Source organism: Pseudomonas putida, assembly GCF_001941965.1.
Taxonomy (GTDB): Bacteria; Pseudomonadota; Gammaproteobacteria; order Pseudomonadales; family Pseudomonadaceae; genus Aquipseudomonas; species Aquipseudomonas putida_L.
Map to the genome: position 1 here is coordinate 97,734 of NZ_MKZO01000006.1, position 13,080 is coordinate 110,813.

The 13,080-nt window shown below is 65.1% G+C and carries 15 protein-coding genes; 12 read left to right on the forward strand and 3 right to left on the reverse strand.

Annotation, left to right across the window (positions count from 1 at the left end):
* Both PSEMO_RS03470 and PSEMO_RS03475 read right to left on the reverse strand, forming a co-directional pair.
* Complete coding sequence (locus PSEMO_RS03470; protein ID WP_075801769.1) at nt 1-324, reverse strand: hypothetical protein; 324 nt, start codon at nt 322-324, stop codon at nt 1-3.
* On the reverse strand, nt 324-938 hold the full coding sequence (locus PSEMO_RS03475) for an NAD(P)H-binding protein (RefSeq protein ID WP_075801770.1): 615 nt from the start codon (nt 936-938) through the stop codon (nt 324-326). The genes PSEMO_RS03470 and PSEMO_RS03475 overlap by 1 nt, the downstream gene beginning before the upstream one ends.
* A 136-nt stretch (nt 939-1,074) precedes the next feature.
* On the opposite strand from PSEMO_RS03475, the gene PSEMO_RS03480 reads away from it, so the two are divergent.
* From PSEMO_RS03480 to PSEMO_RS03525, 10 genes are all read left to right on the forward strand, one after another.
* Nucleotides 1,075-1,518: a CopD family copper resistance protein gene (locus PSEMO_RS03480; protein WP_075801771.1), complete on the forward strand. Its 444-nt coding sequence runs from the start codon at nt 1,075-1,077 to the stop codon at nt 1,516-1,518.
* Between the two features lie 13 nt (nt 1,519-1,531).
* Entirely contained in the window at nt 1,532-2,719 is a 1,188-nt protein-coding gene (locus PSEMO_RS03485) for an NnrS family protein (RefSeq protein ID WP_075801772.1), read from the forward strand.
* 80 nt (nt 2,720-2,799) lie between these two features.
* The gene (locus PSEMO_RS03490) at nt 2,800-4,020 is read left to right on the forward strand and encodes a putative DNA modification/repair radical SAM protein (RefSeq protein ID WP_075801773.1); all 1,221 of its coding nucleotides are present in this window, start codon (nt 2,800-2,802) and stop codon (nt 4,018-4,020) included.
* Entirely contained in the window at nt 4,011-4,853 is an 843-nt protein-coding gene (locus PSEMO_RS03495; RefSeq protein WP_075801774.1) for a TIGR03915 family putative DNA repair protein, read from the forward strand. Before PSEMO_RS03490 ends, PSEMO_RS03495 begins: the two co-directional genes overlap by 10 nt.
* 153 nt (nt 4,854-5,006) lie before the next feature.
* Nucleotides 5,007-5,708 (forward strand): helix-turn-helix transcriptional regulator, encoded by a 702-nt coding sequence (locus PSEMO_RS03500; protein WP_075801775.1) that lies wholly within the window; start codon nt 5,007-5,009, stop codon nt 5,706-5,708.
* A gap of 46 nt (nt 5,709-5,754) precedes the next feature.
* Nucleotides 5,755-6,048, forward strand: coding sequence for a hypothetical protein (locus PSEMO_RS03505; protein WP_075801776.1), 294 nt, complete (start codon nt 5,755-5,757; stop codon nt 6,046-6,048).
* Between the two features lie 217 nt (nt 6,049-6,265).
* On the forward strand, nt 6,266-7,615 hold the full coding sequence (locus PSEMO_RS03510) for an MFS transporter (RefSeq protein ID WP_075801777.1): 1,350 nt from the start codon (nt 6,266-6,268) through the stop codon (nt 7,613-7,615).
* A gap of 16 nt (nt 7,616-7,631) precedes the next feature.
* Complete coding sequence (locus tag PSEMO_RS03515) at nt 7,632-8,621, forward strand: LysR family transcriptional regulator (RefSeq protein WP_075801778.1); 990 nt, start codon at nt 7,632-7,634, stop codon at nt 8,619-8,621.
* The gene (locus tag PSEMO_RS03520; RefSeq protein WP_081430190.1) at nt 8,608-10,020 is read left to right on the forward strand and encodes an aspartate ammonia-lyase; all 1,413 of its coding nucleotides are present in this window, start codon (nt 8,608-8,610) and stop codon (nt 10,018-10,020) included. Before PSEMO_RS03515 ends, PSEMO_RS03520 begins: the two co-directional genes overlap by 14 nt.
* 239 nt (nt 10,021-10,259) lie before the next feature.
* On the forward strand, nt 10,260-10,700 hold the full coding sequence (locus tag PSEMO_RS03525) for an NUDIX hydrolase (RefSeq protein ID WP_075801780.1): 441 nt from the start codon (nt 10,260-10,262) through the stop codon (nt 10,698-10,700).
* Between the two features lie 250 nt (nt 10,701-10,950).
* Here the strand turns inward: PSEMO_RS03525 and PSEMO_RS03530 are convergent, their stop codons facing one another.
* Complete coding sequence (locus tag PSEMO_RS03530) at nt 10,951-11,817, reverse strand: LysR family transcriptional regulator (RefSeq protein WP_075801781.1); 867 nt, start codon at nt 11,815-11,817, stop codon at nt 10,951-10,953.
* 122 nt (nt 11,818-11,939) lie between these two features.
* On the opposite strand from PSEMO_RS03530, the gene PSEMO_RS03535 reads away from it, so the two are divergent.
* A complete protein-coding gene (locus PSEMO_RS03535) occupies nt 11,940-12,650 on the forward strand; it encodes an AzlC family ABC transporter permease (protein WP_075801782.1) in 711 nt (236 codons plus the stop codon).
* Nucleotides 12,647-12,955: an AzlD family protein gene (locus tag PSEMO_RS03540; protein WP_075801783.1), complete on the forward strand. Its 309-nt coding sequence runs from the start codon at nt 12,647-12,649 to the stop codon at nt 12,953-12,955. Before PSEMO_RS03535 ends, PSEMO_RS03540 begins: the two co-directional genes overlap by 4 nt.
* The last annotated feature ends 125 nt before the right edge of the window (nt 12,956-13,080 follow it).

Genomic DNA, 13,080 nt, shown 5'->3' on the forward strand with positions numbered 1-13,080 from the left:
TCAGCGCCGACCGCGAGGTCGGCGCCGCTCCAGCAACAACAAGCGCAACGCCTTTGCCAGCAGCGCGCCCAGAATGCACCCCGCTGCCGTGGCGATGATCTGCAGCAGCAACCCCAGCCCGCTGGCCAGGCGCGGCGCCTCGGCAAAGTGGATCAGCTCCGGCCACAACGCCAGCCACAGGGCGATGAATCCCAGCACCAGGTCGTACCACAACCCGCTGACCCCGGCCGGACGATAGCCGCGAACGAACAGGATGAACGCGCTGAAGGCCATGGCCAGCAGCACAACGCCAAACACCTGGTGAAGCGCGTCGGGTCCGGACATCAGGCCTGCTCCCCGTGCTCGCCGCGCAAGCGCAGGCATTGCTGGCGATGCAGGCCCAGGCGCATTTCGTCGAGCAGGGCCTCGGCGCAGTCCAGCGCCCGGCGCGCCTCGGGGCTGATGGTCGTGTCGGCGCCGCTGAAATCATCGATGCGCAACCCCGGCAACAGGTCGGGCATCTCCACCAGTGTCCAGTCCAGCCCGCTGACGTCCAGGCTGCGCCGCAGCCCGGCACTCATGGCCTGGCCATCACTGTCATCCGGGTTCACCAGCCATTGCCAGTGCCCGAGCAGAAACAGCCGCGGCGCTCGGTCGCCGAGGCCCAGGGCAGCGTCGATCAGGCAGCCACACTGCGGCGGCAGATCTTCTTCAGGCTCAGCGCCGAGGCAGGCAAATACTACTTCCAGCCCGGCCACTGCGCGCTTCACCGTATCCACCGAATCCAGGCTGCCCAGCTTGCAGCGCAAGCCAGGCCGGGCGGTGATCCGGTTGAGATCGTCCAGCAGCGCGCTGACTTCGTGCTGGCGATGCAAGGCGGCCGCGATCAGCGCCTGGCCGAGACTGTCCAGCGGGTTGAACACGCCGAGCTTCAGGTGTGGCGTTTCGAGGTTATGCATTGCAGCCTCCTGGCGCAGTCGGCAATCGATATGACTTTCGAAGTTGCGCCTGCACCCGGAGTTCCGCCGGCTTGACGAGCGTCAAGCCGGGAAGCCGGCCGCCGCGTTAGGCTGACCGGCACAATGAGGCCCCGCCATGATCTATCCCGTTCTGCTGACCCTGCATCTGTTCGCCGCCATCGTCTTTATCGGCACGGTGTTTTTCGAAGTGCTGTTTCTCGGCGCCATCCGCCAGCAGTTGCCCGACCGCCTGATGATGATGCTCGAACACGCCGTCGGCCAGCGCGCCCGGCGCCTGATGCCCTGGGTCCTGCTGGTGCTGTTCGGCGCCGGGGTCGGCATGGTTCGCGAGCGTTACATGGCGCAGGTGAGCACACCCTGGACCTCATCCTTCGGCACCTTGCTGAGCCTGAAGATCCTCGTCGCGATCAGCGTGCTCGGGCATTTCCTCACGGCGCTCTGGATGTTCCGCAGCGGCCGCATGACGGCGAACGCGGTGCGCTTTATCCATGCCAGCGTCTTTACTCATCTGTTGCTGATCGTGCTGCTGGCCAAGGGCATGTTTTATCTGAGCTGGTAAGGAGTAGGCCACGATGCAAGTGATCGACCGCAAGAAGGCCCTGGCGACACCGCCGTGGCTGCGTCTGGCGTTTCGTCCGTTCTTTCTTGGTGGCAGCCTGCTGGCGCTGATCGTGGTGCCGATGTGGCTGCTTGCGCTGGGCGGCAAGTTCGACTGGAGCCCGGCTGGCGGCTGGTTGGCGTGGCATCGGCATGAGTTGCTGTTCGGCTTCGGCCTGGCCATCGTTGCCGGCTTCCTGTTGACCGCCGTGCAGACCTGGACCGGACAACCGGGGCTGACCGGCAAGCCGCTGGCGGCGCTGGCGTTGCTCTGGCTGGCGGGGCGGCTTGCCTGGCTGGCGGCAGCGCCCTGGCCGATGCTGATCGTGCTGGAACTGGGTTTTCCGCTGCTGCTGGCGTGGCTGATGGGGCGAACCCTGTGGAAGGTCCGTCAGCAGCGCAATTATCCGCTGGTGGGGTTGTTGCTGTTGCTGACGCTGGTGGACGCCATCGCCATGGCCGGACTGGTCGCCGGCAACGACGGCTGGCAACGCCAGGGCGTGCTCGGCGGGCTGTGGCTGGTAGCGGCGATGATGGGCTTGATCGGCGGCCGGGTGATTCCGTTCTTTACCCAGCGCGGGCTGGGGCGCAAGGACATGGTGGCGCCCTGGGCATGGCTGGACTGGGCGCTGCTCGGTGGTTCGGCGCTGGTTGCGCTGCTGTACGCAGCCGGACCGGCGTTGCTGCCCAATGTGTTGATCGGGATGTTGTTCGCGGTACTGGCCGTGGGTCACCTGGTTCGCCTGGCTCGCTGGCACGACAGCGGCCTGTGGCGCGTGCCGCTGCTCTGGTCGCTGCACCTGGCCTACGGCTGGCTGGTGCTGGCGTGCGCAGGTATGGCGCTGTGGCATTTCGGCGTGGCGCTGAATCCGAGCCTGGCGGTGCATTGCCTGACCATCGGCGCCATGGCCGGGCTGATCCTGGCGATGATTGCCCGGGTCAGTCTTGGGCATACGGGGCGGCCGTTGCAGCCGCCGAAGGGGATGGCGCTGGGCTTTATATTGCTGAATCTTGCCGGGCTCAGCCGGATCCTGTTGGTGCAGGTGAATCTCCACGCTGGCCTGGGCGTGGCGACGCTGTGCTGGGTGCTGGCCTTTGGGTTGTTTGTCTGGGGCTATGCGCCAATGCTGCTGAAGGCGAGGGTGGACGGGCATCCGGGCTAGCTGGATCGACAACAGGCACTTGCATCCCTGCCAATCTCGAAATACTGTATGGATATTCAGTATTCCGGGAAAGGCTCCCCATGCAACTCATCGCCAAGCTCGGCATCCTCGCCGATGCCGCCAAGTACGACGCCTCGTGCGCCAGCAGTGGCGCCCCCAAGCGTAGCTCCAAGGGCAGCGACGGGCTTGGTGCGACCAATGGCATGGGCATCTGCCACAGCTACACCCCCGACGGGCGCTGCGTCTCGCTGCTCAAGGTGCTGCTGACCAACTTCTGCCTGTACGACTGCCAGTACTGCGTCAATCGCCGCTCCAGCAATGTGCCGCGGGCGCGCTTCACGCCGGAAGAGGTGGTGCGCCTGACCCTGGATTTCTACCGGCGCAACTGCATCAGCGGGCTGTTCCTCAGTTCGGGGATCATCCGCTCGGCGGACTACACCATGGAGCAACTGGTCCGTGTGGCCCGGCTGCTGCGCGAGGAGCATGGCTTCCGCGGCTATATCCACCTCAAGACCATTCCCGACGCCGATCCGCTGCTGATCGAGGAAGCCGGGCGCCTGGCCGACCGTCTCAGCGTCAATATCGAATTGCCCAGCGACGCCAGCCTCAAGCGCCTGGCCCCGGAAAAGCAGGTGGCGACCATCCGCCAGGCCATGGGCACCATCCACCGCGGCCAGCAGGCGGTGGCCGGCGAGACACGGGCGCCGCGTTTCACCCCGGCCGGGCAGAGCACGCAGATGATCGTCGGTGCCGACACCTCGGACGACCGCACCATCCTGCGCAATGCCGAGTCGCTGTATCAGGGCTATGGCCTCAAGCGCGTGTACTACTCGGCCTTCAGCCCGATCCCCGACAGCCCGAACAGCGTGCCCCTGGCCGCGCCGCCGTTGTTGCGCGAGCACCGCCTGTACCAGGCCGACTTCCTGATGCGCGGCTACGGCTACAAGGCCGGTGAGCTGCTCAACACGTCGAGCAACCTGGACCTGGACATCGACCCCAAGCTGGCCTGGGCGCTGTCCAACCGTGAGGTGTTCCCGGTGGATATCAATCGTGCCGAACCGGCCTTGCTCGCGCGAATTCCAGGCATCGGCCTGCGCAGCGTGCAACGCCTGGTGGCGCTGCGGCGCGAGCGGCGGGTGCGCTACGACGACCTGATCCATCTGCGCTGCGTGCTGGACAAGGCCCGGCCGTTCATCGTCACCAGCGATTATCGCCCGGCCCTGGCCGATACCCGCAGCGGGCTGTTGCGGGCGCGCCTGCGTGACCCGGTGGCGCCGGTGCAGATGGGGTTGTGGGGATGATCGCCCTCGACTGCGACGACCGCTTCGCCACCTGGCGCGACCAGGCGCGGGTGTTGCTGGGCCATGGCATCGACCCGGCGGAGGTGAATTGGGGGCAGGGGCCGATCCAGGACCTGCTGGCCGTCCCCGAGGGCCTGCCGAGTGGCCCGGGACCGTTCCGGGCGCGGGTGCCGGCAGAGCTGCTGGCACAGTTGCAACTGGCTGCCCGCTACCGTGGCGAGCAGCGCTGGAACCTGCTCTATGAAGTGCTCTGGCGAGTGGCCCATGGCGACCGCACGGCAATGCTTGCGGGTGATCGGCTGGGCAGCGAACTGCAACGGCGGATCAAGCAGGTCACCCGTGAGGCGCACCACCTGCATGCCTTCGTGCGTTTCGTGCCGTTGCCGGCAGCGGTGGCGCAGAGCCTGCAACTGGACCTGGTGGCGTTCCACGAGCCGGCCCACGACATTCTCGAAAGCGCCAGCGGGCACTTTGCCGAGCGTTTGGGCAAGCAGCGCTGGTTGATTGCTACTTCGCGGGATGGCATTCGCTACGACGGCAAGGATTTCGATTACCGCCGCCAGTGTCCGCCTGAATGGCGGCAGTGGGCCGAGCAGGCCGATGACCCGGATGCGGACCTGTGGCTGACCTATTACCGCCATACGTTCAACCCGGCGCGGGTCAATCCCGATGCCTTGCGCATGCATATGCCGGGGCGCTTCTGGCGGCATCTGCCGGAAGGGCCGTTGATCCCCCGGCTGGTGGGGCTGGCACGGCAGGGCAAGCAGCGCGACGGGCAGGCCCAGGAAGTGGCGGAGCGGGGTGGGAAAAGGATTTCGGTGGTGACCCGTTAGTGGGATGTCGTTGCTGAGGGCCTCATCGCTGGCAAGCCAGCTCCCACAGGGTTCTGCAGCGCCGCGGACACTGTGGGAGCTGGCTTGCCAGCGATGAGGTCCTGAAGGACAACAGAAAGGCTCTTGATTCAACACGGACATGAGGGACCTCAAATGCACAAAGCCGACCGCCTGTTCCAGCTGGTGAACCTGATCCGCGTGCACCAGCCGATCACTGCCGAAACCCTGGCCGAACGGATCGGCGTTTCCGTGCGCTCGATCTATCGCTACATCGACGACCTGTCCCTCAGCGGCGTGCCGGTCTATGGCACCACCGGCGTCGGCTACGCCCTCGACGCCGCGTTCGAGATGCCACCACTGCGCCTGAGCCGCATCGAGGTGGATGCCCTGACCCTGGGCATGGAAATGCTCGCCGGCAGCGCCGACAACGAACTGGCCAGTGCTGCCCGTACCCTGCTGAGCAAGGTCTCGGCCAGCGCGCCGCAACAGGCTGTCGATCCGCAACAGAGCCCGATCCGCGCCTTGAACAGCAGCACCGCCACGACCCGCAGCCACCTCAGCGCCCTGCGCCAGGCCATCGAACACAAGCGGGTCGTGCAGATTACCTATACCAGCCTCGACGGCGCCGTGTCCCGGCGCCTGATCCAGCCCATCGGCCTGTTCTACTGGGGCGGCAAGTGGACCGTCGGCAGTTGGTGCAACACCCGTGCGGCCTATCGGGATTTTCGCGTCGACCGCATTGCCTCCGTCTTCACCAGCGAAGAACCCTGGCGCGACAGCCCGCAGATCGTCTTGCGCACCTACATGCGCCATCAATCCAGCGCCGGACGTACTGACAGCACGCTGTCAGGATGACTTGCCGATACTGGGTCTTCCTCAACTCCACGGAAGACTTCCACCCATGTCACACGTACTCGAACTCGCGATCTTCACCGTCAAGCCTGAGCACATCGCGCAGATGCCCCAACTGCGCGACGGCCTGCGCGAAACCCTGAAAGCCTTCCCGGGGCTGATCGAATACAGCGGTTATTCCCCGATGAATAACGAACGTACTTTCGCCGACCTGGCCAAGTGGCAAAGTTACGAACATGCGGCGGCCGTGGCCAAGGCATTCAATGAAGGCGACCCATGCTTCGCCGGATATAGGGATGCCATTGAAAGTCTGACTCTGATGAATCATTTCCTGCCGGAATAACAATCCGCGTTTATATGAATGGCGCAGTCTGCGCCATTCCCAACCAGCCGACCAATGGCCCGCAAAGCCGCTGTTAGCAAGGATTCTGGCAGCTAGTATCAACAATCCTGATACTCCAATTGCATCTGCTGTTTTCGTGAATATGCAGCCGTACACTCGTTCGTAATCCGGTCACCAACACCGGTCCCCACAACTAAAACAACAGGTGGAGAGACGAATGAGTCAGGTAGCGTTCGAGGATCTTCCGCTGAGCCGTTTTCATATTCGGACGGTATTCAGCGGAACAGGAGGGCAGTTCAGCGACGGATTCGTGTTGGGCATCATCGGCATCGCCGTGAGCATGGCGGCGGGTCCCCTGCAATTGAACGCACTGTGGATGGGATTGCTCGGCGCCGCGTCGCTGGCCGGCCTGTTCCTCGGCAGCCTGTTCGCCGGTCCCCTGGCCGACAAGTTCGGCCGGCGCACCATCTTTGCCTGGGACATGCTGCTGTTCGCGGTGATCTCCGCATCGCAGTTCTTCGTTACCTCGCCGGAACAGTTGCTGGCCTTGCGCTTGCTGCTGGGCCTGGTCCTCGGCTTCGACTATGTCGTGTCCAAATCCCTGGTCACCGAGTTCGCCCCCCGGCGTTATCGCGGGCGTCTGCTCAGCGTGCTGGCGGCGGCCTGGGCGGCGGGTTACGTCGCGGCTTACCTGGTGGGCTTCGCGATTCGCGATATCGGTCCGGATGCCTGGCGCTTGATGTTGGCCTTGAGTGGCGTGCCGGCCTTGCTGATCCTGCCGCTGCGCATGGGCGTACCGGAGTCGCCGATCTGGCTGATGGCCCGTGGTCGCAGTGCCGAAGCCCTGGCGATCATTCATGCCAAGTTCGGTCCCCATGTGACCCTGCCGGCCGCGCCGCCCGCCGCCACGAAGAAGCGCGGCAGCATCGCCGAGCTGATGAGCAAGCGCTGGCGCCGCAACACCCTGGTCGGGTGCGTGTTCTACACCTGCCAGGTAATCCCATTCTTTGCCCTCGGCACCTTCTCGCCACGTGTTCTCGAAGCACTGAACGTGCAGGACAAGTTCGTCGGCGGCCTGGTCTACAACGTGCTGCTGATGCTCGGGGCGCTGCTCGGCCTGCTGATCATCGACCGGATCTCCCGCCGCGCCTTCCTGGTCGGTACTTTCTATCTCAGCGCCATCGGCCTTGCCGTGCTGGCCTACGCCGGTTTCGGTCCGCTGGGCACCATCCTCGCCTTCGGCTTCTTCGCCTGTGTCCTGGCGGCGGCGGTGAACCTGGAGTTCGTCTATCCACCGGAGCTGTTCCCGACCCACCTGCGCGCCTCGGGCATCGGCCTGGCGGTAGCGGCCAGCCGTTTCGGTTCAGCCTTCGCCACCTTCCTCCTGCCGATCGCCGTGCAGCACCTGGGCATCCACACCGCCCTGGGCGTGTGCGTCGCGGTGCTGCTGTTCGGCGGGGTGTTCTGCCACCTGTTCGCCCCGGAAACCAGCAAGGAAACCCTGGCCGCCGTCAGCCCGGAAGGCGAGGGCGAGCCCGCGCCGCTGGCATTCGCCGACACCAAGTAAAGAAGAGGACATCCCCATGTCAGCCAGCAAGCTTATCGATATGTACGCGGTGCAGGTCTTCGTCGCCGTGGCCGAGGAGGGCAGCATGTCGGGGGCGGCCAGCCGCATGGGGATTTCCCAGTCGGGGGTGTCGCAGATGGTCCGGCAACTGGAGGACGACCTCGGCGTGGTCCTGGTCGATCGCACCACCCGGCCGCTGACCCTGACGCCGTTCGGCCTGGCCCTGCGCAACCGCGGCGCGATCCTCAGCGAGGAATTGTGCAACCTCAAGGCCCAGGTGCTGGATGCCGGGCGCGGGGTCAAGCCCGACCTGCGCATTGGCCTGGTGGACTCCTTCGCCGCCACCTGCGGTTCGGCCTTTACCCGGCAGATGCTCGGGCGGGTCACGCAGCTGTCGGTCCGCACCGGCCTCAGCCCGCAACAGGGCGAATCGCTGCTGCGCCGCGACCTCGACCTGATCATCACCAGCGACCCGCTGATGGACGCCAACGATGTGGTGCGCTACCGGCTGTTCACCGAGCGCTACTTCGTCATCACCCCGAAGGCGCTCGGCAAGCCGCTGCACAGCCTCGACGACCTGCGCGCCCTGGCCAATGTCCTGCCGGTGGTGCGTTTCAACCGCCTGTCCCAGGTCGGTCTGCAGATCGAGCGGCATATGCGCGGGCTAAATGTGCGCATGCCCAACCGCCTGGAGCTGGACAACGCCGACGCCCTGACCGCCATGGTCGCCGACGGCATCGGCTGGGCCGTGACCAGCCCCATGTGTTTCCTCCAGGCCTGCACCTGGGTGGAAAACGTCAACGCCCACCTGGTGCCGCCACTGAGCCTGGAGCGCTCGCTGTACCTAGTGGCCCGTCGCAACGAATACAGCGCCTTCTTCGCCGACGCCTGCGAGACGGCGCGCACCGTCATTCTGGACACCTTCCTGCCGCGGCTGAGCGCCCTGGGCAAGGGTGTCGAAACCCTGGTAACCATCGATGAGGAAGATTCCCGTGAGTACTTTTGAGAGCGCCGGCGAGCGGATCGAGCAGGACTACGTCGGCGAAGTGCGGATCCCCGCCGGCAAGCTGTACGGCGTCAACACCGTGCGCGGCTTCGACAATCTCAGCGTCTCGCCGCTGAGCATTGCCCACTACCCGGCGTTCCGCGATGCCTTTGCCCAGTGCAAATGGGCGGCGGCGCTGGCCAACCTGGATTGCGGGGTGATTTCCGGGGCACAGGCCGAAGCCATCGTCCTCGCCTGCCAGGACATCATCGCCGGCAACTGCGACGACTCGCTGATCGTCGACCTGCTGGAAGGCTCCGGCGGCACCTCGACCAACATGAACTTCAACGAAGTGGTGGCCAACCGCGCCCAGCTGTTCATGGGCCATGCTGCCGGCAGCTACGACATCGTCCACCCCAACGACCAGGTCAACGCCTCGCAGTCGACCAACGACGTCTACCCGGCGGCACTGAAGATCGCCACCCACGCCATGCTCGAGGGCCTGATCGGCGAAGTCCGCCAACTGGCTGCTGAGTTCGACGCCAAGGCCGTGCAGTTCGCCGATATCCTCCACCTCGGCCGCACCTGCCTGCAGGACGCCCAGCCGATGCGCCTGGGTCAGCTGTTCTCCGGCTATGCCTCGCTGACTCACCGTCTCGCCGAGGAACTGGTCGCGGTACGCGCCAAGCTGCACACCCTGCCACTGGGCGGTACCGCCATTGGTACCGGTTTCGGTGCACCGGCGGCCTATCGTGGCGCGGTGTACCGCCATCTTGGCGACGTTACCGGCGTCGCCTACCAGGCGCCGGAAAACGCCTTCGACGCCATGCAGAACATGGACGTGTTCTCTCGCGTTTCCGCCGAGTTGCGCACCTGCGCGGCGGCCCTGGCGAAGATCGCCAGCGACCTGACCAAACTCTCGTCCGGCCCGGTCGCCGGCATCGGCGAGCTGAAACTGCCGGAAGCCCAGGCCGGTTCCTCGATCATGCCGGGCAAGGTCAACCCGGTGCTGCCGATGGCGATGATCCAGCTCAGCTTCGCGGTGATCGGCAATGATGTCGCCGTGGCCCAGGCGGTGCAGGCGGGCGAGCTGGAGATCAACCATTTCGAACCGGTGGTGGCTTCGCGGGTGTTCGACAGCATCACCTTGCTCACCCAGGGCATCCAGCGTTTCCGCGAAAAATGCATCGCCGGTATCCAGGCCGATGAAGCGCGCAATCTCGCGCACCTGACCGATTCGATGGCCGTGGCCACTGCGCTGGTGCCGCGCCTGGGCTATGCCAGGGTCAGCAAGCTGGCGCGGCAGTCGGTCAATGAAGGCCGCTCGTTGCTGGCGATCATGGCCGAGAGCGGGGTGATGAGCGAAGCCGAGGCGATGGCGGCGATCGAGAAGGCCTCGCGGCCAGTCTTCGAAAACTGAATCGTTTCACGAGATCGTCATCTGATTCTGTTCAGATGTACGAATTACTTTGGCCCCAGCCTCGCGGATTGGTCCCTGCGAGGTGCCGAAGTTCTGGTTGGAAGGCGTTTTCCCGAGCACCGCTGATGCGGTGCTTTTTTTTTGCGCCAGGCCAGGTGCAAACTGATGGCGTCGTACACATCGACAAGCGGATCCATGCCCGGTAGCCTGCCGTCCCGCCGGAAAAGGATGCCGTTGTCATGCGTGAAAGGAAATCCGCCCGCCTGTTGGTCCTCGACCCTGAGGATCGGGTCCTGCTGTTCCACTTCGTGCACAAGGGCGATGCCCTCGATGGCAGCGATCACTGGGCCTCGCCCGGTGGTGGCCTGGAGGAGGGGGAGAGCTTCAGGGATGCGGCGATTCGCGAGCTGTACGAGGAAACCGGGATCCGCACCGAGGAGGTCGGCGAGCCGGTGGCCGAGCGGCGTTTCGTCATGCGTCTGCCCAGTGGTGAGAATGTGATCTCCATGGAACGTTACTACCGTGTACAGGCCGGGTCGCAGCAGCTCAGTCGTGAAGGCTGGACCGCGCATGAGCAGAAGGTGATGGCGGCGCATCATTGGTGGTCGGCGGAGGAATTGCGCACGACCACTGCCACGGTTTATCCGGAACGCCTGCTGGAGATGCTAGGGCATGCTTGAGAAGTCAGGAGGATTTTCGGGTGATCTTTCGGGCCTCATCGCTGGCAAGCCAGCTCCCACAGGGTCCTGAGTCATCCATAGAACCTGTGCCCGGCGCGGACCTTGTTTGGGCGCCGAACCGCCGCGATTGCTATGGTGAACTCACTGCCGCAATCGCGGGTGAACCCGCTCCCACAGGGGCCTGAGTCATCCACAGAACCTGTGCCTGGCGCGGACCCTGTGGGAGCTGGCTTGCCAGCGATGAGGCCCTTCAGGTCGCCGCCACCCTCAGGGTCTTGACCAGTAACCCATGCAGCCGGTCCACCGGCTGCGAGCCCTGCGACGCCCGGCTTCGATACACCGCCACCGCCATCGGTTCCAGCGGCCCCAGCCCATGCTCGGCGCCGAGAATCTCCAGATGCTCCGGCACACTGCACCGCGTCAGCACCGCCACCGCCAGGCCACTTTCCACTGCGGCGATCTGCCCGGCCAGGCTCGAACTGTTGTACACCACCCGGTAATCCCGCCCTTGCAACGCCAGCGAGTTGATCGCGCAACGCCGCGCCAGGCTGGTGCTTTCATAGGTGGCAATGGGCAGCGGATCACGCCGCCAGATATCGAACTGCGGCGAGCCGACCCAGACCATCGGCTCATGGAACAGCAGCGTCCCGCGCCGGGCGTGATCCCGTGAGACCAGCGCCAGATCCAGGTCATTGCGTTCGATCCGCGGGATCAGCAAGGTCGATTGCTCGCAGTCCAGCTCGATCTCCACCGCGCCATAACGCAGGGCAAAACGCTTGAGCACCGGGGTCAGGTAGCGTGCGGCGTAGTCGTCCGGTACGCCAAGGCGGATGCGCCCGGTCAGCTCGTCGCCATGGAAGACCTGCTGCGCATCGTTGTGCAGGTCGAGGATGCGCCGGGCATAACCCAGCAGTAGCTGGCCGTCCGGGGTGAGCTGCTGCTGTCGCGCATCGCGCACCAGCAACTGTCGGCCCACCGCCGCTTCGAGCTTCTTCAACTGCATGCTCACCGCCGATTGCGAACGATGGACCTCCGGCGCGGCATTGGACAGCGAGCCGGTATCGACCACGGCGACGAAGCACTTGAGCCAGTCGATCTGCAGGTCCTGCATAAGCATGCACTCCGCTGTATTCGGTAAACGAATGGGTTGGTCGCGTAATATGCGCTTTTCGCAATGGCGTGTCTGCTGGATAGTGGCTGGCGTCCGTACATGCACGATTTAAAAACAGGAGAGAGTTTGTGTTATCGGTAGCCAAAGGCTCCACGCAGTTGGGGTACAACGAGATCCGCGACGGCTTCAGGCTGTTGCTGCCGATCTCCATGTTCGTGGTGGTGTTCGGCCTGGCCTTTGGCCTGGCCGCCGCCCAGGTCGGCCTCGACCAAGGCACCATCCTGTGGATGAGCACCCTGGTCTTCGCCGGCGCCTCGCAGTTCGCCGCCCTCGACCTGTGGGGCGCCCAGGTGCCGCTGGTGCCGCTGATCGTCACCGTGTTCGCCATCAATGCCCGCCACCTGCTGATGGGCGCGACCCTCTATCCCTGGCTGCGCGAGCTGCCGGTCGCACGGCGCTACGGGATCATGCTGGTGGTCTCCGATGCCAACTGGGCCATGTCGATGCAGGCGTTGTCCGCTGGCAAGCCGGGGTTGGGCATTCTCTTCGGTGGCGGCCTGGCGCTGTGGTCGACCTGGATCCTCGGCACCTGGCTCGGCCTGTACTTCGGTAACCTGGTGGCCGATCCGGTGAGCTGGGGCCTGGACATGGTCATGGGCTGCTTCCTGTTGTCCATGGTGGTGGGCGGCAAGAAGGACCTGCGCATGCTGCTGATCTGGGGCGTGGCCGCCGGTTCCGCGCTGCTTGCTTATCGTTACCTGCCGGAAAACAGCCATGTGGTGGTCGGCGCCCTGGCCGGCGGCATCGTCGGTGCGATCTGGATGGAGAAGCAGAAATGACTATCGAAACCACGGGCCATGGCCCGCTGATCCTGGTCCTGATCATGGCCGTCGTGACCCTGGCGACTCGCTGGGGCGGGGTCTTCGTGATGTCCTTCGTGCCGATCAACTACCGCGTGCAGCAGTTCATCGGCGCCATGTCCGGCTCGGTACTGGTGGCGGTACTGACGCCCCTGGCGGTCAGTGGCGACAACGGTGCCCGGGTGGCCCTGGCGAGCACCGCCGTGGTCATGCTGCTGGTGAAGAAACCGCTGCCGGCAATCGCCGCCGGCATCATCGCAGCGGCCGTGTTCCGCCACCTCTGAACCGTCCGGCGCCCTCCCGCGAGGGCGCTGGATTTCCGCCAGCCGCCTATTACGCTTAACCCTGCGTGCAACGCGAGGCCGTCCGCCTGTTCCCCAGGCCCGGCGCAGTCCGTGATCCGATGTCA